Origin of the sequence: Mesorhizobium sp. CU3, from assembly GCF_006442965.1 — a bacterium.
Taxonomy (GTDB): Bacteria; Pseudomonadota; Alphaproteobacteria; order Rhizobiales; family Rhizobiaceae; genus Mesorhizobium.
In genome coordinates, this window is sequence record NZ_VFWX01000008.1 from 35724 (window position 1) to 58082 (window position 22359).

Here is a 22359-nt window from a genome sequence, read left to right on the forward strand (position 1 = left end):
GTTTGCGGCCTGCATGCTCAAAACCGCCTTCCTCACGCTGATCTCGCTTGCCATAGCCATCGGGCTCGGCGGCTACAGCGTCTGGTATGCGCTGAACGCGCAGGATGGCGTCGGCGCGATCCGCATCGGCCAATGGACGGCCTTCCCGGATGTCGGCACGCTCGCCGCCGATCCCTATTCGAAGGCGCGCGTTTCGCGCGAAGGCGTGCTGGCGCTCGGTAGGGCGGAGGGTCTTGCCTTCGTCGCCGAGCGCGACGAAGGCGGCGAGCCGCTGAAGCGCGAATGCGCCTATACCATCGAGGGCAGCTACCCGACCGCCCGGTTCTGGACGCTCTATGCAGCCGACCAGTCGCTCGGCGTCATCGGCACCGGCAAGCCGAGGCAGGCGGCGCTGCAATCCTACGAGGTACTGCGCCAGCCCGACAATTCGGTGGTCATCTCCGTCGGCGACCGCCCTGCCCCCGGCAATTGGTTGTTCACCAGCGGCGCCGGCAAGATGTATTTCGTGCTGACCTTCTACGACACGCCGATCGCCTCGAGCACAGGCCTCTCCGACGTGACGCTGCCGCGCATCCTGAAGGCGGGCTGCAATGCGTAGCCTGCTGCACGCCCTGATCCTCGGCCTGCTCGGCGCCGGCATCGTGCATATCGTGGTGCTGTTTTCAGTGCCTGAATTTTCCGAGCGCGATGCCTGGTCGCGGCTGTCGATGGCTTCCGACCTCTACCGGATGACCAGGCTGGACGCCGAGGCCGGCGGCGCGCCGGTGGTGAAATCGGTCGATCCGCTGTTTTATGCCGCGGCCTGCCGCTTCGACCTCGCCGACGGGCTGGTGCGGATCAAGGCGCCGGGCGACGTGCCCTTCTGGTCGGCCTCGGTCTACGACCGCAACGGCCACAACATCTATTCCTTCAACGACCACAGCGCCAATGACCAGAAGCTCGACACGGTGGTGCTGACGCCGGCGCAGATGATCGATGTGCGGCGCGATCTGCCGGAGGATCTGCAGGGCGCGATCTTCGTCGAGGCGCCGATCGAGGAAGGGATTTTCGTCGTCCGCGCCTTCGTGCCGGACGAGAGCTGGAAGCCGACCGTGTCGCGCTTCCTCGAGCAGAGCGCCTGCGAGTTGCAGGATTACTGACACGCAGTTCCAGGAAAAGTGTGAGGCGGTTAGGTTATGCGAGTTCGTCGCAATCCTCCCACCGGAATTGCGTCAAGAATCTCAGTGATGCGGCGTGGGAGTTGGCGGAGAGCCGGGCGTGTCCGGACTGCTGGTTGCTGGCCGGGCCTCGGCGGCTTGCGGACGCAATTCGTAGCGGACGCCGGGGAATATGATGACCGCCGCCGCCGTGGTGGTGTCGTGACTGACCCGATTTGCAGGTGCCGCTCGCGGCACAAATGACAGGACCATGCCCATGGTTCGCGCATTCCTCTCGGTTTGACCGGAGCACAACGCAACGCCTCCAAAATTGATTAAGCGGCTTAGAGGGTTAACGGAGCGCTAACGGATCGCCGTTAATTTGATGTTTGTTTTTCCTGAGGACGCGGAACCGGCCAGCCGGATTGCGCGGGCTCGGGAGTGTGTCGAGTGTCGGGCGTATCCTCCGTGTCATCTTCGGATTTCAGGCAAATCGCTATCCGCACCGAAGCGGGAAAAGCCGAAAGGCTGTTCCGCGCCAGCGTATCGGCTTTCTGCTCGCTGACGCGCCCGTCACGCCGCGAGATCGCGCAGCTCGAGGATCTGACGCTGCCTCTGTTCGATGACGTCTCGGTCGAATCCCGCCGCTATGTCGCGGCGGCCCTTTCCGAATGCGAATATGCGCCGACCGCGCTGGTGCGGCGGCTGGCCGAAGAGCCGGTCGAGATCGCAGCCCCCCTGCTCACCCGCTCGAACGCGCTGAGCGACATCGACCTGATCGCATTGATCGGCCGCCACGGCCTGCCGCATGCGCGCGCCATCGCGCGGCGCAAGGAACTCAACCCGACCATCGCCGACCTGATCCGGGCGCTGGAAAAGCCGACGCTGGTGCGGACGAAGCCGCCGTTGCCGGTCGCCAAGCTTCAGCCCGTCAAGCCGGAGACACCTGCTAATGTGGAAGAGAATCGCCCGGCGCCGGGCGAAGCGGCGGAAAACGCGCGGCGCCGGCTGCGCACGATGATGCAGCCTGCCGAAGGCGACGCGGCGATCAACAGCTTCCTCGGCCAGCCGGCTTACGTGAAGCTGCGCGAGACGGCGCTGACCGGCAATGCCGCCTTCTTCCAGACGGCGCTCGCCGACGCGCTGCAAATCGACTTCGCGACGGCGCGCTCGGTGACCGAGCAGTCAAGCTATGCCGGCCTGCTTGCGGCGCTCAGAGCGCTCGACCTCAGCGAGGACAGGGCCTTTCTGATCGCGGTTGCGGTCTATCCGGGCGAATTCCCGCATCCGCAGGCGATCCGCCTGTTCCTCGACCGCTACCGGCTCCTGCATCACGAGGCGGCGCAGGACAAGGTCCGCGCCTGGAAGACCGAGACGCTTTCGCGGGCAATCCGCTCCAATGCGTCGGACACTGGCAGCGCTGAGCGCGAGGCGTCGAACAACGGCAGCGCGGCCGCCGGCCTCAAGGCGTCCTGATCCGGTCTTACTCCGTCTTCAACGACAGAAGCTCCTCGACCGGAATCGCTCCGGCCTCGATCTCGACCACCCAGATATCCGGATCGAATTTCCTCTCGCGCTCCAGCCGCGCATCGAAGGCCGTGGGATCGTCGCCGGAATCGAGCAAAATGAAGAAACGGTCATCAGGCTTGGCGGAATCGTAGCTCGTCTGCGGCGCCGGGCCGTAGAGAGCCCCCTCGCCCAGCCGCCCGCGCGACAAAACGAAGACGGCGCCCGCCTCGGTCGCGCCGCGCTTGACCACGGCCGCAAAACCGCCGGCGCCGAAAACGCGGCGCACAAGGGCCGAAACCCAGAGATCGGTGGTTACGCGCATGGGGAGGGTCCGGACGTCATCATGGGCTGATTCAGCAGTGTTCTACGAGCACCGTGACATCCTAACAAATCTTGTTAGGATTTGTTAGGTGCGCTATGGTGCTCTTATGAAAAGCCAGGCCATGCGCACTCTTACCGTATCGCTCACCCCGAAACAGGCTGCGCGTCTGCAGGATGCAGTCGAAAACGGCGACTACGCTTCGAATAGCGAGATCGTCAGAGAGGCTCTTAGGTTATGGGAACATCGTGAGGAGCTTCGCGCGCTCGAACTGGCACAGCTGAAGCAGGCTTACAATGAAGGGATGGCGAGCGGCGAAGGTCGGGAAGTCGACCGCGTGGCGTTTCTTCGCGCTCTGAAGGCAGAGCGTGCGGAACGTGGCTAGCTATCGCCTTACGCCTCGCGCAGAACAGGATCTCAGCAACATTTGGCGCCATATTGCCGCCGATAGCGAAAAGGCGGCGGACGGCCTTGTAGGGCGCATTTTCAACAAGCTGGAACTCGCCTGTAGCCATCCCAATATGGGAGTTGCCCGACCAGAATTGAGCGAAACTGCACGTATTCTGGTGGAGGGCAGATATATCGTTATTTACGAGCCCATGGACTACGGCATTCTGGCTGTGGCTATCGTTCACGGGATGCGGGATCCTGAGCATTGGCTCAAGTGAATAGTTTCCAGAACACCACCGCTCAGTTCGTCAGCCCGATCTCGCGCATCTTGACGTAGACCGCCTCGTCGGGCTCGCCGGTCTCGGGAAGGCCGAACAGGGCCTGGAATTCCTTGATGGCGGATTTGGTGCGGGCGCCGACCTTGCCGTCGAGCTGCATATCGTCATTGCCGAAAGCCTTGAGGCCGGCCTGGATCTTGACGATGCGGGCGTCGGGCGACTGCGTCGCGCCATCGGCCGGCGCGGAGACCGGGATGACCGCCGGCTTCGCAGACGGGACGGCCGCCGTGGTGTCGGCCGGCCGCGGCGCCGGATGCGGGATGGCGGCGGTCGTCTGCCTGGCGCCGAGTTGGTCGAGCAATGCTGTGTCGATCTCACCGGACGATGGCAGCCCGACCTTGAGCTGATAGGCTTGGATCGCCTTGCGAGTCGCCGGGCCGGTGAGGCCATCGACGGTGCCGTCGTAGAAGTTGAGGTCCTTCAGGATGCCTTGCACCTGCTGGACGACCGGATCCGGCTTGACCGCAGGCTGCGCCGGTGCCTGGCGCACGATGTTGATGGTGGTTTCCGGCTCGTTCGAGACCGTGTGCGGGAAATTCTCGATGCTGCGGGTGGCGAAGAAGGCGCCCGTATGCGGAAAGGGCTGATACCAGAGGGCGTTCGCCGAAACGTAGAACAGCGTCACCAGGAAAGCGGTCGAGCCGCCGACCAGGACCGGGTTGCTGGCGATCAGTTGCCCGACCGCGACCGCGCCCTCGGCAAGGACGCCTCGCTCGGGTTCGACCACCTTAGGCCGTTTTGCGGAGCGAGCCATTTCTCTCCCCATCTTTTTCCCCCTTCGGCTTCGTCGCGGGCATGGCCAGCACGTCGCTGGAGGCCGCGCCGGGACGCCGCTTCGGTCCGTTGACCGGCAGGCCGATCGTCACCGTGGTGCCCTCGCCCGGCGCGCTCTCGATCGACATCGAGCCCTCATGCAATTCCACCAGGCCCTTGACCAGCGACAGGCCGAGCCCGCTGCCCTCGAAACGACGCGTATAGTCGTTCTGGATCTGCGTGAACGGCTTGCCGAGATTGGCAAAGTCCTCCTCGGCGATACCGATACCGGTGTCGCTGACCCAGAAATGCAGCCGCGAGCCGACGCGCTTGGCGCCGATCACCACAGAGCCGCCGTCGGGCGTGAACTTCACGGCATTGGACACCAGGTTGATCAGGATCTGCTGCACGGCGCGGCGATCGGCATTGATCTCGCCCGTATCGGCGGAGATCTGCGTGGCGAGCATGATGCTCTTGGCCTCGGCCAGCGGACGCATCATCGAACGGCACATATCGACGGCCTCGACGAAGCGGAAGGGCTCCATCTCGGTCGCATAGGCGCCGGCCTCGATGCGCGAGACATCGAGGATCGAGGTGACGACCGACAGAAGATGCTGGCCGGATTCGCGGACCAGGCCGACATATTCCTTCTGGCGCGGATCCTTGAAGCCGCCGAACATCTCGTGCAGCAGCATGTCGGAAAAGCCGATGATGGCGTTGAGCGGCGTGCGCAGCTCATGGCTGACGACAGCCAGGAAGCGGCCCTTGGCCACTTCGGCGGTGGCGGCTGTTTCGCGGGCTTCCACAAGTTCCTCGCGCAGTGCCGCGACATCGTCGTTTTCGCGCAGGACGAGGGTCATGACATCGCGATCGGCTTCGCCGCCGATCAGTTCGAGGTTGAACGGCCGGAAATTGTCGACCGAGCCGGAGCCGGCGCGCGGCAAGCGGATACGCAGGTCGAGCCGGCGCTTCGGCGCGCCCCCGCGCATATCGGCCAAAGCGGTCAGATAGGCGACGCGGTCGGAAAGATGCACGCGGTCGAACAAGCCGGCGCCGAGCAGAAGCTCCGGCGCCAGCTTGAGGATCGAACGCGACTTGATAGAGGCGTCCAGCACCTCGCCCTGCGGGCTGGCGCGCAGCACGACCGCATCGATGACATCCTCGAGGCGATCGCTGGCAGGCTGTGCCGGAGCACGGACGACCGTGTTGGCCAGGGCGCCGGCGCGCGGCAGCAGCGTCAGCGCCCAGGCGAGCGGCAAAAGCCAATGCCAGGGGGCGATGCCGACCGTGCCGAGCGGCAGGAGATCGCCGGCAAGAGGCTGCAGCAGGATAGCGGCGCATGCGGTGAGCGCACCGGACAAGGCCGCGCGCTTCGAGCCGGCGATCCACCAGGCTTCGACCGGCAGGGCGACGGCCAGCAACGCGACAGGCGAGGCCAACCCGCCCGCTGCCGCGATGGCCGCGGCAAGCGCCAGCCCGCCCAGCATGATCGACGTCCGGCCGGCGACCGCCATGCGGCCCGTCGCAGCGACGAGAAGTGCCTCGAACCAGCCGAGGCCGAAAGCGGCGAAGATGGCGGCGATCGTCACGGCCGCGCCCAGGCTCGACGTGACCAGCGTGACCGCGGCGCCCGCGGCAAGAAAGGGCGCTGCGAGCATGACGCCGACAAAGCGGCGCTGGCGCAGGCGCTCTGCCTCACCCGTAACGGTCGGATGAACCATGCGTTCGCAGCCGGCGGCAATCGCGCCAGGCAATTGAACGTATCTGGCCGTAATCGAACTCAACTTACGCGTACCCGGTCGTAAAAAACGCCCTGCTTCGCAGGTGACTCAATCAATGACTTGAAAGTCGCATCCAGCGTTTAAGGAATGGATAAGGCTAACGCGCCGAACACCTTGCCCACGTCAAATAGTGTCGCGCCGGCCCGCCGATGCACGCCGAGTTGCAGCCATGGTAAACGGCGGGTTAGCCGCACGGCCGGCGCGGAGACCGGCCAGAAGCGAAGCCGGCTAACACAATCTTTCGAAAAAACCGTGCAATAACCGCAAGATACATGGTTATCGTAACGTTAACGCAATCGATGAGGTTTGAGACAGATCGAAAACAAAAACCGGTCCTTTCCAATTTGCCTAAAATTTGAGGAAAATTCGCGGCTTCGGCGCAAGCCGTCCTTTGCGCGGCTATGCCATTATCGTGCCTATAAAAGAGGTCATGCCGATGGATGCATGATCCGTCACGGACGGATACACGATCCGTCCCGGATGAGAGGCAGTAAGATGGGCTTTCTGATCAGGATGGCTTTCTGGTTTTCGCTGGTGCTTTTGGCGCTGCCGCTCGGCGTCGGCCCAGGCGAGGACGGCCAGCAGAGCGTCGGACCGATCCAGGCGCTGTTTGCGGCGCGCGAGGCGGTGGGCGACATCGCCGGGCTCTGCGAGCGCAAGCCCGACGTCTGCGAGACCGGCAAATCGGCTATGTACACCATTTCAGTCCGCGCCAAGGAAACGGCCAAGATCGCTGCGGCGATGATCGACGACAAGCAGCCCGAGCAGGCAGCTGCCGCCCAGACGAAGGTCGCGGATGTGATCAACGCCGCCACCGGCAGCGTCGCGGAGGACATCGTGCTGCCCGCCAAGGTCAACATCCCTGTGCTGCTGACCGCCAAGAACTAGACATTCCAGCCATTCGCTTGGCTCTTTAGTTTCGGCGCAATTCCTGACGGAAAACCAGTTCGCACTTTTCCTGGAATTGCTCTTTTTAGTTTCGGCGCAATTCCCGACGGAAAACCGCTTCGCACTTTTCCTGGAATTGCTCTTTTTAGTTTCGGCGCAATTCCGGACGGAAAACCGCTTCGCACTTTTCCTGGAATTGCTCTAACGCCGCGGGCTCGTCCGACCTCTCGACGCCCGCGGCGTCTTTCTTTTTCCGTGACGCGGCGGCGCCCGGCCACTATATGCGGGCAATGACCGCCTCGATCGACACCATCCGCGACGACTTTTCCCTGCTCGAGGAGTGGGAAGACCGCTATCGTTATGTGATCGAGCTCGGCGAAAGCCTGCCGCCCTTTCCGGACGAGGAACGCACCGCCGCCAACAAGGTGCCGGGCTGCGTCAGCCAGGTGTGGCTCACCACCGAGCAGGGCGCGGGCGCAGATCCGGTTATCCGCTTCCAGGGCGATTCCGACGCTCATATCGTGCGCGGCCTCGTCGCCATCATGCTGGCGCTGTTTTCCGGACGGCCGGCAAGCGAAATACAGAACACCGATGCCGAAGCGACGCTGAAGGAGCTCGGCCTCGACGAGCATCTGTCGCCGCAGCGCGCCAATGGCCTGCGCTCGATGGTCAAGCGCATAAAGCGCGATGCCGAGACGGCGTTGAAGCAAACGGCCTGATCCGACCCGTAACGCCTCCGCACCATCTCTGAAAGCAAAACGGCGCCGCGAGGGCGCCGTCGAATGTTTGAGAAGTGCCGAGCCTGTCAGCGGCCCTTGCGCTTGCGGCCGAGACCCATCTTCTTGGCGAGTTGCGAACGCGCGGCCGCATAATTGGGAGCGACCATCGGATAGTTGGCGTCCAGGCCCCACTTCTCGCGATATTCTTCCGGCGTGAGGTTGTAGTGGGTCATCAGGTGACGCTTCAGCGACTTGAACTTCTTGCCGTCCTCGAGGCAGACGATGTAGTCGTCATGCACGGAACGCTTCGGGTTGACGGCCGGCTTCTGCTTCTCGGCCGACGGCTGTTCGGGCGAGCCGCCGACGCGGCCAAGCGCGGCATGGACATCGGCAATCAGGTTCGGCAGTTCGCCGACCGGAACAGGGTTGTTGCTGACATAGGCGGCGACGACATCGGCGGTAAGCTCGATCAGCGCGTCACCGGTTTTCGAAGGTGTTTCGACGATTTCCATAGTTCTCAGACCCCAACGAGAGTTGTTTCTAAAACTGCGCCCTTTTTTGAGGATTGGGCATTGCGCGAATTTCGTTCAGGAAAGGCCCCGCGATTCGCGTCGGTTATCTTCATGGCGCTGAGTTTCAAGTAAGTCAATTCGCCTATTGATTTAGTTTCACCGATATTCATCAACTATTGCCGATTCAGCTTCAAAAATTCGTGCATCGTGTAACTTCGCGAGATTTTTCCAGCCCAAGCGGCATGCGGTGACGTTGCGTAAGCAGCTCGTTAGACATCCGGCTGCAACCTCACGATGTATTCAATGCTTGGTCAATGCTTGAACCCTCATTTTACGCCGGCCGGAAATCCTCCCGTGCGAGGCGCACGTGAATATCTGTGTCAGCCCGGCAGTAAGGCAATAGAAGTCCTCAATAGGGCGCGATGTATTTGCCGTAGACCCAACCCGTCACGAAATGGCCGTTGCCGGCCGGGTCGTGCCAGACCTCGCACCAGCGATAGCGGATCGCCTGCCGCTGCTTCCATTTCGGCTGGCCGGCGATGTCGAGCAGGTTCACGCCGCCGGTGCAGCGGCCGGTCATCTGCAGCACAGCGCCGTCGGGATAGGCTGCCTGTTTCTGCGAGGCATTCGATGGATATTTTCGCGCGTTCAGCGTATCGCCGAACGGCACGCCCGCCACTTGCCAAGCGGCGAAGACGGTTGCATGAGACTGGCCTGCAAGAGCCAGGACCGTCGAGAAGACAGCGCAGGCAACGGTTGCGCGAACCCAGGATTTCATCTTTTCCCCCTTCAAAACACCTTCACGTATATCCGTTTGAACCCCGCCCCTTGAACAGCTGCTGAGCGGCATGTTCACCTGCCATTCAAGCAAAATACAATGCGAGCCGAAATGACCAAAGCTTCCGCCTTTCCGACCGCCACCGCGCCTCAGCCTGAAAAGCATCCGGTCTCCGACACGCATCACGGCATCACGCGCAAAGACGATTATGCCTGGATGCGGGCGGACAACTGGCAGGCGGTGTTCAGGGACCCTTCCCTGCTCGACGCTGGCATCCGCGCGCATCTCGAGGCGGAGAATGCCTATCAGGCCGTGCTGATGGCCGACACGGCGGATCTGCGCGGCAAGCTGTTTTCCGAAATGAAGGGCCGCATCAAGGAAGACGACTCGACCGTGCCGATGAAGGACGGCGCTTACGCCTATGGCTCGTCCTTCAAGCTCGGTGGCGAACAGCCGCGCTATTTTCGCACGCCGCGTGACGGCGGCGCCGAGACGATCCTGCTCGACGGCGACGCGGAGGCCGAAGGCAGGGCCTATTTCCGGCTCGGCGGCGTCGACCATTCGGCCGACCACAACAAGCTGCTCTGGGCCTTCGACGACAAGGGCTCGGAATTCTTCACGCTCTGCGTCCGCGATCTTGCCAGCGGCAAGGAACTCGCCGATCGGATCCCGGACACGGGTGGCGGCGGCGTGTGGAACGCCGGCGATGACGGCGTCTTCTACACGAGGCTCGACGACAACCATCGGCCCTCAAAGGTGTTCTTCCACGCGCTCGGCGACAAGCCTGAAAATGACCGGCTGATTTATGAGGAGACCGATCCGGGTTTCTTCATGGATGTCAGCGGCACACGCGCCAATGACTGGATCATGATCGGCATCAACGATCATGAGACGTCCGAATACCGTCTGCTACCGGCCAGCGACCCATCCGCCGAACCGAAGCTGGTGGCGGTGCGCGAGACCGGGCTGCAGTATGACCTCGAGGAAGGCGGCGACGTTTTCTTCATCCTCACCAATGCCGACGGCGCCAAGGACTTCAAGATCATGACCGCGCCGGTCGCAAACCCGGTTCGCGCCAACTGGCAGGAACTGGTTGCGCATGAGCCGGGGCGGCTGATCCTGTCGGTGCTGGGCTTCAAGCACCACATGGTGAGACTCGAGCGCAAGGAAGGGTTGCCGCGCATCGTGGTGCGCGAGCGCGAAAGCGGCGAGGAGCATTTCATTTCCTTCGATGAGGAAGCGTTCTCGCTCGGGCTTTCCGGCGCCTACGAATACGACACCGAGACGATGCGCTTCACCTATTCGTCGATGACGACGCCGGCGCAGATCTTCGACTACAATATGCGTACCCGCGAACGGGTGCTGCTGAAGACGCAGGAAGTGCCCTCCGGCCACGACCCGGAGCAGTACGTCACCCGCCGGCTCATGGCGCCTGCCGCCGATGGCGAGTTGGTGCCGATCTCGCTGCTGCACCACCGCGACACGCCGCTGGACGGCTCGGCGCCCTGCCTGCTCTACGGCTACGGCTCCTACGGCATCACCGTGCCGGCGGCGTTCAACACCAACTGGTTCTCGCTGGTCGACCGCGGCTTCGTCTTCGCCATCGCGCATGTGCGTGGCGGCAAGGACAAGGGCTATGGCTGGTATGACGATGGCAAGCGCGCACAAAAGATGAATACGTTCACCGATTTCATCGCCTGCGGCCGCCATCTCGTCGCCGAGCGTTACACGCGGCATGACCGCATCGTCGCGCAAGGCGGCTCGGCCGGCGGCATGCTGATGGGCGCGATCGCCAACATGGCGCCGGGCGATTTCGGCGGCATCGTCGCGGAGGTGCCGTTCGTCGACGTGCTGACCACCATGCTCGATGCCAGCCTGCCGCTGACGCCGCCGGAGTGGCCGGAATGGGGCAACCCGATCGCCTCGGCCAAGGACTACGACACCATCGCCGCCTACTCGCCTTACGACAATGTCCAGGCGCTCGACTATCCGCCGATCCTGGCGTTGGCCGGCCTGACCGACCCTCGCGTCACCTATTGGGAACCGGCCAAATGGGTGGCCAAGCTGCGCGAGCGCAAGGCGGGCGACAACCCGGTTCTGTTCAAGATCAACATGGATTCCGGCCATGCCGGTGCCTCAGGCCGTTTCTCGCGGCTGGAGGAGATCGCCTACATTTACGCCTATGCCTTGAAAGTGACCGGCAAGGCCTGATTTTCCACTCGCAATTGCTCGGCGCGCGCGCTACGCAATCCACCGCCATTTGGGCGCCGTCGGTTTTGGCGCGGCCTGTTTTTAGGGCCGCGTCGCCCATCGATTTACAAGGTCCATCATGCTTCTCGTCGACACCTATCTCGACAAATCCGCCATCCAGGGCATCGGCGTGTTTGCCAGGAACCGCATAGCCAAAGGCACGCTGGTCTGGAAGCTCGACGCTCGGTTCGACCGGCGCATCCCCGTCGACACCTATGAGAGCCAGACCGGTCCGATAAAATCCTATCTCGACCGCTATTCCTATCCGGACCGGCGCGACCCCAGCTTCATCGTCTTCGAGGCCGACGACGCGCGCTACATGAACCACGACGACGATCCGAACTGCGACGTCTCCACGCCGGAGGAAACCTATGCGCTGCGCGACATCGCGCCCGGCGAGGAACTGACCTGCAGCTACCACCACTTCTTCGAAGACGGCTTCGATTTCCTCGGCGACCGCCACCTTTGACGCGGATTTGCCCGGCCCGGGTTAAGCAGAGCGCAATTGCGGCTGGCGCCCCGCACCAAATCTACCCCTGAGGCTGCGGACACCGACCAGCGCCTTGCCGGCGATGATGCCTGCAGCGATCCCGCCGCCAATCGCCAGCACCTGAAAGACCGGCGCCGGGAGCGCGTGTGCGAATGGGGCCATCAACAGCTCCGGAACGAAGCGGTGGAACAGGTAGATCGGAAATGCCGAGACGGCGATCAGCACCACTACACGCCCGGCCATCGCCGGCAGGGGTATGCGCGGCAGGTAAAGAAGGGCCAAGAGCGCGCCAAAGACGATCAGATATTTGATCGTGGTCCCGAACCAAACCGACTCCCAGAAGGCGAGATAGCCGAGCACCACCGCGGCAAGCCCCGTCAAAGCAAGCCTTCTTGCAGTGTTGTCGGCAAAACCTGCGCACCAACCGAAGACGGCGATATGATAGACCCAGTAGATCGCAAAGATCTGGCGATTGCCGATGTCGATGAATAGCGGGATGACCATGCGCGCGGCGACGGCAAAGCCGAGCAGGCCGACGGAGAAGGCGAAGCCGTGCGATAGCGCGAGCCTGCGCATGGCCGGCACGAGGAAGACGAGGGAAAAGACGAGGACGGTCTGCGCATAAGCCTCGATGAACCAGTAAAGATAGGGCACCATCTCGTGGCGTTCAGGTTCGGCATAGCCGAAATTCCCGCTAAGCGTTATCGAAGCCCAAGGTATTGTCTGCCAGGCGACCGCGTAGGCAGCCACGATGAGGACATAGGGAACAAGGACGTCGATCGCGGGCCTGAGCGCCTGTCGAAGCCGACCGCCCAGGAAATGTCTCGACTGGAAGCGTGCCAGGCTGAAGCCGACGAGCAGCATCATCACGCCCGATCCGCCGGGGATGGGCCACAGCGTCTCATGATGTATCACCACCAGCAGGATGGCCATCGCCCTCAGGAGCAGATCGGTCGGGAACCCGCCGAGCTCCCTGCACTTGCCGGGCATCGGCCCCTTGCGGCTGCCAAGTTCGGCGATCCGCAAGTGTTGCCAGCCGTCCGGCAAACCCACGCCGAGCCGCTCAAGCTCCATGACCAGTTGTAGATAGCGAAGAGAATCCCCGCCGAGGGAAACGAAGCTGTCGTTGCGGCCGACTGCGATGGGATAAAAGACGCGACGATAGGCTCCGAGCACGCCTTCCGTCTCGGAGCGAGTCTCAGTCGGCGTTTTAAGTCTCTCCCTGTCTAGACATGCATAGTCGACCTTGCCCGAGAGCAGTCTGGGCAGGTTTGGGCGCGCCGCCACGAAAACGAGATTGGCCGGGAGTCGGCTGGCCTCGACGAGGACGCGACGCGCGCTTTCGGTTGTGCCGGCATCGGTCACGTAGGCATGTAAACCGCGATCGTCGCCAAGCACCGCAGCAGCGATACCTGCCCGCTCCAGAACCCGCTCCATGACATCGAAGCCGATCCTGAGACCCGCAATCTTGGCGAAGCGGCTCTTGCGCCCGACGATGCGGAAGAAGCCCTGCTCATCGCTGACCGCGATTTCGCCGGTATTCAACGCCTGGAGTTCGGCGCCGCGCGCGAGGTCGCAGCGCCGGGTTCCGTAGCCCATCATCACATTCGGGCCGCGATAGACGAGTTCGCCAGGCGTGCCCGGTTGCCGGATCGTCTGGCCCTCGTCGTCGATCAGGCTCAGCCCGCCCCCGGGGATGGCGATGCCGATCCTTTCCTCAGTGTCCGAAAGGCTTTCCGGTGGCACGAAGGCGATGCGTGCCGTCGCCTCGGTCTGGCCGTACATGACGAAGAAGCGGCCGCCCCTGGCGAGCATGTGATCGCGATAGAGGGCGATGAGGTCGGGGCTAAGCTTTCCACCGGCCACCGTCATCATACGCAGCGCCTTCAGATCGGCGGCACGGAAGCGCGCCCGCTCTAGGAGTTCATAGGAGTACGGCACGCCGGCAAGATTCGTGCAGCCGCCATCAGCGATTATTCCAGGGAAATCGCTACTCATGACCGAGACGCCGGGAAACAGGATGCTGCCGCCTGCAACCAGATGCGAGTTCAGAACCGACAGGCCGTAGGAATAATGAAGCGGCAGGACCAAAGCCGCCCGGTCCGTTGGAGAGAGTTCGAGATAGTCTGCAATCGAGCGCGCATTGGCATCGAGGTTTGCGTAGGAAAGTCGTACCGCCTTGGCAGCGCCCGAACTGCCTGAGGTCATGAGGAGCAGTGCGAGGTCTGGGTGCAGCGGCTCCGCATTTCCCGAAGACCGAGTCTCCCTGACGAGGCGCCAGCGGCCATCTTTTGGCGGTAGGTGAAATCCGGCTCGAAGGTCGCCACAAACTCGTCCCACAGCCTCTCATCGCAAGGCGGCAGCATGGCCACGGCATGCCCGGCCCGCAGAGACGCGAGATAAGCGACGACAGCATGCTCGGATGACTGGGCCGAGATGGCTACGAGTTGCTTTTCGGCCTGCCCCAAACGAGCGGCGAACTGCAGCGTCAGGCGGTCGAGATCCGCATAGGAGAGCGCCCGCCCGTCGGCAAAAACAAGCGCGGTGCGCGCCTCGCCCCGGGCGATTTCGGACACAAGGTCGATGGAAGGCATTGGGCGAGCTTCAGACTGCCAGACAACTGGTCGAAGCGCCTATGATACATGAGTATTGAAGTCAACTAATTCTGGACGGCAGTGGTTCTTCAATCTGCCGGCTTGCGCGCCGGATAACCGTTCGGATGCGTCGGCACCGCCTTGAGATAGGCGGCGATGGCGGCGCGGTCGTCGGCGGTCAGTTGCGCCATGTTCTTCTGGACCTCGACCATGGCGCCGCCAACGGAATCGAAGTCGGGCGTGAAGCCGGTTTCGAGATAGTTGGCGATATCGGCCTCGGACCAGTCCTTGATACCGCCCTCGCCCGAGGTGATGTTGGGCACGACGCCCGAGCCTTCGGCGGCCACGGCGCCGGCCAGCCATTCAGCCTTCTTGACGCCGCCGGCGAGGTCGCGCGGGGTGTGGCACTCGCCGCAATGTCCCGGGCCCTCGACGAGGTAGCGGCCGGCGAGCACCTTGTCCGGCGTGCCGTCAGGCAGCGCGATCACTGGCTCGGGGCTGAGATAGAGGCGCTTCCACAGCCCAATGCCGCGGCGGATGTTGAAGGGGAAGGATAGCTTGTGGTCCGGCGCCTTGCCGGCCACCGCCGGCAGCGTCTTCATGAAGGCATAGAGGTCGGCGATGTCCTCCAGCTTCATGCGCGCGTAAGAAGTATAGGGAAAGGCCGGGTAGAAATTCTCGCCGCTGGGCGAGACACCCTTCAGCATGGCGGTGGCGAAATCTTCCTCGCTCCAGGCGCCGATGCCATCCTTGGCATCCTGCGAGATGTTGGGCGGCACGAAGGTGCCGAACGGCGTCTTCAGCTCCAGCCCACCGACGAGTTCGAGGCGGGCGTCGCCTTGCGCGCCGGGCTTCGAATGGCATGAAGTGCAGCCACCGGCATAGAAGATACGCTTGCCTCTTGCAGCGTCGCCCGGCGCAAGCTGCGAGACGGTCGCCGCATCGAGCCCGACCGGCGCCGACAGAAACCAGCCGGCAACAGCCGCAGCGCCGCCAAGCACGATGGCGGCGCCGACGAGCTTCTTCAGCCAGGCCATATCAGGCGGTCAGCTCTTCTTGATCCGGTAGGTCTGGTGGCAGGCGCCGCAATCGCCGCCAAGCGTGTTGAGCTGCGCCTTCAGCGCGTCGGCATCGGCCGGCGGGGAAGCGACCGCGGCCTTGGTATCGGCCAGGAACTTGTCCTCCGCGGCCTTGAAGCCGGCCATGTCCTCCCAGATCTTGGGCGCGGCGGTGGTGTCGCCCTTGTCGGAGCCGGCCGGGAACAGCGTGTCGACGTCGAACTTCTCGGCATTGGCCTGCATCGCCTTCAGCGCGTCCAATGCGGCGGCGCCATCGAAGGGCGTCTCGCCCTTGACCATCTTCGATATCTCGCCGGCAAGCTTGCCGCGCTCCTTCATCAGGGCCTGGCGATCCTTGATCGGATCGGCGTAAGCGGCCGAACCGGCAAAGGCGAGCATAGAGATGGCGATGACAAGCTTTCTCATTCAATTGGCTCCATGGATGAAGACAGTTCACGACTAGACGTTAACGGGCGTCACAATGGGATTATTCCCAGTCGATGTGACGATTTTGCTGGCCCCTGCTGTTCCTCCTTGTCTGAAAAAGAAAAGCCCCGGCACGCCGGGGCTTTTCGGGCATTTTGTCAACCCTTGGCCTTCTCGTAAAGCTCCAGGACGTGGTCCCAGTTGATCAGGCTGTCGACGAAGGCCTCGAGATATTTCGGCCGCGCGTTGCGGTAGTCGATGTAGTAGGAGTGCTCCCAGACGTCGACGCCGAGGATCGGCGAGCCGCCATGAACCAGCGGGTTCTCGCCGTTCGGGGTCTTCGAGATCGCGAGCTTGCCGTCCTTGACCGAGACCCAGGCCCAGCCGGAGCCGAACTGGGTGGTGCCGGCGGCGATGAAATCGGCCTTGAACTTGTCGTACCCGCCGAGATCGCTGTCGAAGGCCTTCTGCAGCGCGCCCGGCAGCTTGTTGCCGCCGCCGCCCTTCTTCATCCACTTCCAGAAGTGGATGTGGTTGTAGTGCTGGGCGGCGTTGTTGAAGAGCCCGGCATTCTTGCCGAAGGACTGCTTGACCACCTCTTCGACCGACAGGTCGCCCATCCCAGCCTCGGCGGCGAGCTTGTTGCCGTTGTCGACATAGGCCTTGTGGTGCTTGTCGTGGTGATACTCCAGCGTCTCCTTCGACATATAGGGCTGAAGCGCCTCATAGTCGTAAGGCAAAGCAGGCAACTCAAAAGCCATGGATGGTACTCCCTCGAGGAAAAAATCCGGTGAAACTACCGAACTTAGATAGGTCTGGAATGGGTTGGGGCAACTCCGGAATGAAGCGCCGAGCGACTTTAGAGCAATTCGCGGAAAAGTGTGAAAGGGTTTTCCGTCTTGAATTGCATCAAACAGGAGAAAGAGTGGTTCGCCGTTCTATGAAACGCTGAAACTCCAACCGCTCAGGCGGCGGAAGTCGCGTGCGCCCAATCCCAATAAAGCTCGCGCGCCTTCTTGGCCACCGGTCCAGGCTGCAGATCGCGGTTTTCGATGCGCGTGACCGGCACGACCTTAGAGTGGTTGCCGGTCGAAAAAATTTCGTCGGCTCCGAGAAAATCGCGGATCGACAGGGCCTTTTCGGTTGTCCGGAAACCGTAGTCGGCAAGCAGGTTGATGGTGCGCGAGCGGGTGATGCCGGAGAGGAACGTGCCGTTGGCCGCCGGCGTCATCACGTGACCGTCCTTGACCAGGAAGATGTTGGAGGTGCCGGTCTCGGCGACATTGCCCAGCATGTCGAGCACCAGCGCGTTGTCGAAGCCGCGGCTCTTGGCCTCAAGGATGGCGCGGCCGTTGTTGGGGTAGAGGCAGCCGGCCTTGGCGTTGGTCGGCATGGTCTCGATGGTCGGACGCCGGAACGGCGAGACGCCGATCGAGAAGCCGGATGGCGGGATCATCGGCGATTCGTAGAGGCAAAGGCAGAAGCGGGTCGAGGCCGGATCGGCGGGCACGCCCATATAGCCGCCATGCTCGGCCCAATACATCGGCCTGATATAGACGGCGGTCTTGCCGTCGAATTTCTTCAGGCCGTCCCAGGTGAGCGCGACGATCTCCTCGACCGTCATCGACGGCTGCAGGCCGAGCGCGGTGGCCGAGGCGTTGACGCGCGCCGAATGCAGTTCGAGATCGGGCGCCACGCCCTCGAACCAGCGGGCGCCGTCGAAGACGCTGGTGCCGAGCCACATGGCGTGGCTGCGCGGCCCGAGGATCGCGACGTTGCCCTCGTACCAGTCGCCGTCCACATAGGTCCAAGTCGCGGTTTGAGCCGCTGCCGCCAGTGTCATCGTCTGCCGTCCCGATGGATGAATTTGGGCCGGCATAGGACGATGCTTTGACGGCCGGCGTCAACCGACATCGGCAAAAATCGTTGAGGCCAGCGTTAGTTACAGAGCGTCGCCCGAAAGATCGGGCAACGCTCTGCAAGTCTATTGTTTGATGAATGTCGGTCTCCCAAAACCGGGACACACTTTTGGGCGACATGCATTAAGCCGCAATCAGCGCTTGCGCGGCGCGCATCCTCGCCTCAAAACACCTGCATGCATCATCCGGCCTATGTCTTCGACGCCTACGGCACGTTGTTCGACGTGCACGCCGCCGTGCGCCGCCATGCCGGCGAGATCGGGCCGGACGGGCAATTGCTGTCGGAGATCTGGCGCGCCAAGCAGCTCGAATATTCCTGGGTCAGGACGCTGATGGGTTCCTATGCCGACTTCTGGCAGTTGACCGAACAGTCGCTGGACTTTGCGCTGAAGAAGGTGCCGTCGGCCGACCCGGCGCTGAGGACCAAACTCCTCGAAGCCTATTGGCGGCTCGACTGCTATCCGGAAGTGCCGGCGGTGCTGAAGGCGCTCAAGGCATCAGGCGCGAAAACAGCGATCCTCTCCAACGGCTCGCGGGAAATGCTCGACGCCGCAGTCAAGTCCGCCGCGCTCGACCAGATCCTCGACGACGTTTTCTCGGTGGATCAGGTCAAGCGCTTCAAGACCGATCCCTCGGTCTACGACATGGTGGTAACCTCCTGGCGGCTCTATCCGGGAGCGGTGTCGTTCCAGTCGTCCAACCGCTGGGATGTAGCGGGCGCTGCGAAATTCGGTTTCCGCACGGTGTGGATCAACCGCGCCAACCAGCCGGACGAATACCGGGATTTTCCGCCGGGGCTGATCTTGCCCTCACTGGAAGGGCTTCTGGGTAGCTGAACCTCTGTTGCTGCAGCGCAACAGATGTGGCGCGGTCACAGCTTCGCCTTTTTCTGTCCACCCTCAGGCCAGAATTGGAACCGCCTATCACCGCCGACTGTTATGGATGGCGCCGGCGACAGAACCTCGCATTCATGCTTTCTTGCAGATTAAGACCTAGAAAAGGCAACCATGTCAGACGCTTCCTTTCGCCTCAGCCGCCGTGGCTTCCTCAATCTGACGGCGCTTGGCGCTGCTTCGGCCGCTGTTTCGGCCTGCACCACCACCAGCGATCAGGGTCCCGCGCCCATCCAGACGCCGCCGCCTCAGGCCTATGTCGAGCCGCCGCTCGGCGACTATGAGACGATGTATGGCGCGATGTCGGACAATGGCTTCGACCTGCCGCCCATCCCGATCAGAAAGATCGATCACCAGTTCCTGCGCCAGATCGTGCCCGACCCGACCGGACAGCGACCGGGCACCATCGTCGTCGATACCACTGGACACTTCCTCTATCTGGTGCGCGAAGGCGGCCAGGCGATCCGCTACGGCGTCGGCCTCGGCCGCGCCGGCTTCGAATGGTCGGGCGACGCGGTCGTGCAGTGGAAGCAGAAATGGCCGAAATGGACGCCGCCGGACGAGATGGTCGCGCGCCAGCCGGAACTCACGCAATACAGTGCCAAGAACGGCGGCATGCCGGGCGGCCTGAAGAACCCGCTGGGCGCGCGTGCGCTTTACCTCTTCCAGGGCAACCAGGACACGCTCTACCGTCTGCACGGCTCGCCCGAATGGTGGTCGATCGGCAAATCGGTGTCGTCGGGCTGCGTGCGCCTGATGAACCAGGACATCATCGACCTCTACGACCGCGTGCCGACCAAGACGCCGGTGATCGTGACCGCCGATGTCGGCGCGCCGGTGGCCGACATGCCGGAACGCCGCGCTATCCCGATCGACAATGGCGTGCCGACCGGCTCGATCCTGCTCGGCCCGGTGAAGCGATTGGGTGACGCGATCTTGTGATCGGTCCCGAACGCGGTCGATAGGGCGCCTTCGGCCGCCTATAGACCAAGCTCGGCCTTGAACTCGCGATAGGCGGCGATGCGGCCGCGCTGCCGCGGCTTCCTCGAGCGTGGTGACGTAGAGCATGGAGATCTTCTGTCCGCGCGCGTCATCGCGCGGATTTCGCGACGGGTCGGCCGGTCGTTCTTGGTGACCATTTTTCCCTTAGATGGTGAACGCGTTGCGGAAGGCCTCGAGCGCAGCTTCGGGATCGCCGGAAGCGAAGGCTTCCATGCCGACCGGCCCGCGATAGCCCATATCCTTGAGCGCGCTGGCGATGCCGCGATAGTTGATCTCGCCGGTGCCCGGCTCCATGCGCCCCGGCACGTCGGCCACCTGCACCTCGCCGATCCAGGGCAGGCAAGCGCGGCAGAGTTCGATCAGATTCCCCTCGCCGATCTGCGCATGGTAGAGGTCGAGGTTGAGGCGCAGACCCGCCCGGTTGACACTCGACACCAGCGCCAGCGTGTCCTCGGCGCGCGCGAAGGGCACGCCGGGATGATCGACGGGCAGGTTGAGATTCTCCAGCGTGAAGGTGACGCCCTCGGCCTCAGCGAGATCGGCGATGCGATTCAGCGTGTCGCGGGCCTTCAGCCACATCGCCCCGGTCACCGTATCGCAAGGCGTGACCGGCAGCCCGCCCTCGCCCAGTCCGGTGCCGTGCAGATTGAGCCGCGCGACGCCCAGCCGCTTGCCGACCGCCGCCGTCTCCTTCGCCGTCTTCAAAAGTTCGGCGGCGCCCTCGTCGTCGGCCAGCCGGCCACTGAGATAGCCGTTCATGATCGAGAAGGTCGCGCCGGATTTTTCGAGCATGGCGAGATCATGCTCCGGCCAATTCCAGAGCCCGACCTGGAAGCCCAGTTCGGTGAGCCGCCTGACGCGGAATTCCATCGGCTTGTCGCGCCACAGCATTTCGGCGCAGGCGGCAAAGACAAAGGTGTCGGACATGTCAGATCTCGATATGCACGCGGCCGTTCTCGACCTTGGTTTTGTAAGTTTTGAGGTTCACGCAGGTCGGCGCGCGCCTTCTGTCCGGAATTGGCTCAAATCGAGGAGACAGCTCACCGCCCCCGCGACAGGCTGCCCAGAATGCCGCGCACGATGGCTCGGCCGACGGAAGAGCCGACCGAGCGCACCACAGACTTGATCGCGGCCTCGGCCACGGTCTGGCGGTTGGAGGAGCGCCGGTTGCCGGTTCCCAGCACATCGTCGAAGCCGGGAATCGTCCAGCGCGAGCCGCTGTTCTGCTGCGGCGCCTGCGCTTCGGCGTCCTGCGCCTCCTTGGTCTTCTTCTGCAGGATCTCGAAGGCCGATTCGCGGTCGACCATCTGGTCGTACTGGCCGGCGACCGGGCTCTGCGCGATCAGCTTGCGGCGCTCGTCCGGCGTGATGGGTCCCAGCCGCGAGGATGGCGGCCGGATCAACGTGCGCTGGACCATGGCCGGCACGCCCTTGTCCTCCAGCGTCGAGACCAGCGCCTCGCCGGTGGCGAGCTGGGTGATGGCGGTGGCGCAGTCGAAATCGGGATTGGGCCGGAACGTGTCGGCCGCCGTGCGCACCGCCTGCTGCTCGCGCGGCGTATAGGCGCGCAAAGCGTGCTGGACGCGGTTGCCGAGCTGGGCGAGCACTTTCTCTGGGATATCGAGTGGGTTCTGGGTGACGAAATAGACGCCGACGCCCTTGGAGCGGATCAGCCGCACCACCTGCTCGACACGGTCGATCAGCACTTTCGGAGCATCCTCGAACAACAGATGCGCCTCGTCGAAGAAGAAGACCAGCTTCGGCTTGTCGAGGTCGCCGACCTCGGGCAGTTCCTCGAACAGCTCCGACATCAGCCAGAGCAGGAAGGTGGCATAAAGCCTGGGGTTCATCATCAGCTTGTCGGCGGCGAGCACACTGACCGCGCCGCGCCCGTCGCGGGTCGTGCGCATGATATCGGCGATGCGCAGCGCCGGCTCGCCGAAGAAATTCGCGGCACCCTGCTGCTCCAGCACCAGCAGCGTGCGCTGGATGGCGCCAACCGAAGGCTTGGTGACGTTGCCATAGCGGGCGCTGAGCTCGTCCGAACGCTCGGCGATGTTGGCCAGCAGCGCCTGCAGGTCCTTCAAATCGAGCAAGAGCAGACCTTCCTCGTCGGCGATGCGGAAGGCGATGTTCATGACGCCTTCCTGCGCATCGGTGAGGTTCATCAGTCGCGATAAAAGCAGCGGCCCCATCTCGGAGATGGTGGCGCGGATCGGATGGCCCTGCTCGCCGAACAGGTCCCAGAAGATGACCGGGAATTCCTGGAACTGGTAAGGGTCGAGCTTGACCTGCCCGGCGCGCTTGACCAGGAAATCCTTGGCCTCGCCCATCATGGCGATGCCGGAAAGGTCGCCCTTGATGTCGGCGCAGAAGACCGGCACGCCGGCATTGGAAAAGCCCTCGGCCAGAACCTGCAGGCTGACCGTCTTGCCGGTGCCAGTGGCGCCGGTGATCAGGCCGTGGCGATTGCCGTAGCGCAGCAGGAGCTCTTCGGCGCGCTGATAGGAATCGTCGGGCTTGCGGCTGGCGCCGATGAAGATCGAGGTTTCGTCAGCCATATGTCCGGTCTCCGCAATCCGTTTCGTGAAAAAAGCCTCGTCC

The 22359-nt window shown here is 63.2% G+C and carries 24 protein-coding genes; 11 read left to right on the plus strand and 13 right to left on the minus strand.

The features are described 5' to 3' along the window. Positions 1-13: 13 nt before the first annotated feature. From FJ988_RS13870 to FJ988_RS13885, 3 genes are all read left to right on the plus strand, one after another. Entirely contained in the window at positions 14-598 is a 585-nt protein-coding gene (locus FJ988_RS13870) for a DUF1214 domain-containing protein (RefSeq protein ID WP_140818541.1), read from the plus strand. Next, complete coding sequence (locus tag FJ988_RS13875) at positions 591-1139, plus strand: DUF1254 domain-containing protein (protein WP_140818543.1); 549 nt, start codon at positions 591-593, stop codon at positions 1137-1139. Before FJ988_RS13870 ends, FJ988_RS13875 begins: the two co-directional genes overlap by 8 nt. A 465-nt stretch (positions 1140-1604) precedes the next feature. After that, a complete protein-coding gene (locus FJ988_RS13885; protein WP_140818547.1) occupies positions 1605-2612 on the plus strand; it encodes a DUF2336 domain-containing protein in 1008 nt (335 codons plus the stop codon). Positions 2613-2619: 7 nt separating this feature from the next. Here the strand turns inward: FJ988_RS13885 and FJ988_RS13890 are convergent, their stop codons facing one another. Next, a complete protein-coding gene (locus FJ988_RS13890) occupies positions 2620-2967 on the minus strand; it encodes a DUF1491 family protein (protein ID WP_140818549.1) in 348 nt (115 codons plus the stop codon). 121 nt (positions 2968-3088) lie between these two features. Between FJ988_RS13890 and FJ988_RS13895 the strand changes: the two genes are divergently transcribed. Further along, positions 3089-3349 carry a type II toxin-antitoxin system ParD family antitoxin gene (locus tag FJ988_RS13895; RefSeq protein WP_181183539.1) on the plus strand — a complete coding sequence of 87 codons (261 nt, stop codon included), beginning with the start codon at positions 3089-3091 and terminating at the stop codon, positions 3347-3349. After that, positions 3342-3632 carry a type II toxin-antitoxin system RelE/ParE family toxin gene (locus FJ988_RS13900; protein ID WP_140818551.1) on the plus strand — a complete coding sequence of 97 codons (291 nt, stop codon included), beginning with the start codon at positions 3342-3344 and terminating at the stop codon, positions 3630-3632. Before FJ988_RS13895 ends, FJ988_RS13900 begins: the two co-directional genes overlap by 8 nt. Positions 3633-3654: 22 nt before the next feature. On the opposite strand, the gene FJ988_RS13905 is transcribed toward FJ988_RS13900, so the two are convergent. Together FJ988_RS13905 and FJ988_RS13910 are read right to left on the minus strand one after the other, a co-directional pair. Beyond that, on the minus strand, positions 3655-4446 hold the full coding sequence (locus tag FJ988_RS13905) for a peptidoglycan-binding protein (protein ID WP_140818553.1): 792 nt from the start codon (positions 4444-4446) through the stop codon (positions 3655-3657). Then, positions 4421-6166, minus strand: a complete 1746-nt coding sequence (locus FJ988_RS13910) for a HAMP domain-containing sensor histidine kinase (protein ID WP_140818555.1) — start codon at positions 6164-6166, stop codon at positions 4421-4423. The genes FJ988_RS13905 and FJ988_RS13910 overlap by 26 nt, the downstream gene beginning before the upstream one ends. A gap of 555 nt (positions 6167-6721) precedes the next feature. Between FJ988_RS13910 and FJ988_RS13915 the strand changes: the two genes are divergently transcribed. Next, positions 6722-7114 (plus strand): DUF5330 domain-containing protein, encoded by a 393-nt coding sequence (locus tag FJ988_RS13915; RefSeq protein ID WP_140818557.1) that lies wholly within the window; start codon positions 6722-6724, stop codon positions 7112-7114. 290 nt (positions 7115-7404) lie between these two features. Next, positions 7405-7833 carry a SufE family protein gene (locus FJ988_RS13920; protein ID WP_140818960.1) on the plus strand — a complete coding sequence of 143 codons (429 nt, stop codon included), beginning with the start codon at positions 7405-7407 and terminating at the stop codon, positions 7831-7833. A gap of 86 nt (positions 7834-7919) precedes the next feature. Here FJ988_RS13920 and FJ988_RS13925 read toward each other — a convergent pair whose 3' ends face one another. After that, on the minus strand, positions 7920-8345 hold the full coding sequence (locus FJ988_RS13925; protein ID WP_140818559.1) for a MucR family transcriptional regulator: 426 nt from the start codon (positions 8343-8345) through the stop codon (positions 7920-7922). Between the two features lie 409 nt (positions 8346-8754). After that, the gene (locus FJ988_RS13930; RefSeq protein WP_140818561.1) at positions 8755-9123 is read right to left on the minus strand and encodes an SH3 domain-containing protein; all 369 of its coding nucleotides are present in this window, start codon (positions 9121-9123) and stop codon (positions 8755-8757) included. 111 nt (positions 9124-9234) lie between these two features. Here FJ988_RS13930 and FJ988_RS13935 point away from each other — a divergent pair, with 111 nt between their 5' ends. Further along, positions 9235-11334 (plus strand): S9 family peptidase, encoded by a 2100-nt coding sequence (locus FJ988_RS13935; RefSeq protein WP_140818563.1) that lies wholly within the window; start codon positions 9235-9237, stop codon positions 11332-11334. A gap of 118 nt (positions 11335-11452) precedes the next feature. Then, positions 11453-11842 (plus strand): SET domain-containing protein, encoded by a 390-nt coding sequence (locus tag FJ988_RS13940; RefSeq protein WP_140818565.1) that lies wholly within the window; start codon positions 11453-11455, stop codon positions 11840-11842. A 21-nt stretch (positions 11843-11863) separates the two neighbouring features. On the opposite strand, the gene FJ988_RS13945 is transcribed toward FJ988_RS13940, so the two are convergent. The 6 genes from FJ988_RS13945 to FJ988_RS13965 form a co-directional block, all read right to left on the minus strand. Next, positions 11864-14071 carry an AMP-binding protein gene (locus FJ988_RS13945; protein WP_246688535.1) on the minus strand — a complete coding sequence of 736 codons (2208 nt, stop codon included), beginning with the start codon at positions 14069-14071 and terminating at the stop codon, positions 11864-11866. Next, on the minus strand, positions 14068-14457 hold the full coding sequence (locus FJ988_RS31165) for an AMP-binding protein (RefSeq protein WP_246688536.1): 390 nt from the start codon (positions 14455-14457) through the stop codon (positions 14068-14070). The genes FJ988_RS13945 and FJ988_RS31165 overlap by 4 nt, the downstream gene beginning before the upstream one ends. An 89-nt stretch (positions 14458-14546) precedes the next feature. Then, positions 14547-15494, minus strand: a complete 948-nt coding sequence (locus tag FJ988_RS13950) for a cytochrome c (protein ID WP_140818567.1) — start codon at positions 15492-15494, stop codon at positions 14547-14549. 9 nt (positions 15495-15503) lie between these two features. Then, the gene (locus FJ988_RS13955) at positions 15504-15941 is read right to left on the minus strand and encodes a cytochrome c (RefSeq protein ID WP_140818568.1); all 438 of its coding nucleotides are present in this window, start codon (positions 15939-15941) and stop codon (positions 15504-15506) included. Between the two features lie 158 nt (positions 15942-16099). Beyond that, entirely contained in the window at positions 16100-16702 is a 603-nt protein-coding gene (locus FJ988_RS13960; RefSeq protein ID WP_140818570.1) for a superoxide dismutase, read from the minus strand. Between the two features lie 203 nt (positions 16703-16905). Continuing rightward, complete coding sequence (locus FJ988_RS13965; protein WP_140818571.1) at positions 16906-17784, minus strand: branched-chain amino acid aminotransferase; 879 nt, start codon at positions 17782-17784, stop codon at positions 16906-16908. Positions 17785-18036: 252 nt separating this feature from the next. Between FJ988_RS13965 and FJ988_RS13970 the strand changes: the two genes are divergently transcribed. Further along, positions 18037-18696, plus strand: a complete 660-nt coding sequence (locus FJ988_RS13970; protein WP_140818573.1) for a haloacid dehalogenase type II — start codon at positions 18037-18039, stop codon at positions 18694-18696. Positions 18697-18867: 171 nt separating this feature from the next. Continuing rightward, positions 18868-19695, plus strand: coding sequence for a L,D-transpeptidase (locus FJ988_RS13975; protein WP_140818575.1), 828 nt, complete (start codon positions 18868-18870; stop codon positions 19693-19695). A 204-nt stretch (positions 19696-19899) separates the two neighbouring features. Here FJ988_RS13975 and FJ988_RS13980 read toward each other — a convergent pair whose 3' ends face one another. Both FJ988_RS13980 and FJ988_RS13985 read right to left on the minus strand, forming a co-directional pair. After that, positions 19900-20682, minus strand: coding sequence for a hydroxypyruvate isomerase family protein (locus FJ988_RS13980; protein ID WP_140818576.1), 783 nt, complete (start codon positions 20680-20682; stop codon positions 19900-19902). A gap of 113 nt (positions 20683-20795) precedes the next feature. Then, positions 20796-22316 (minus strand): helicase HerA-like C-terminal domain-containing protein, encoded by a 1521-nt coding sequence (locus FJ988_RS13985; protein ID WP_140818578.1) that lies wholly within the window; start codon positions 22314-22316, stop codon positions 20796-20798. Positions 22317-22359: the final 43 nt, after the last annotated feature.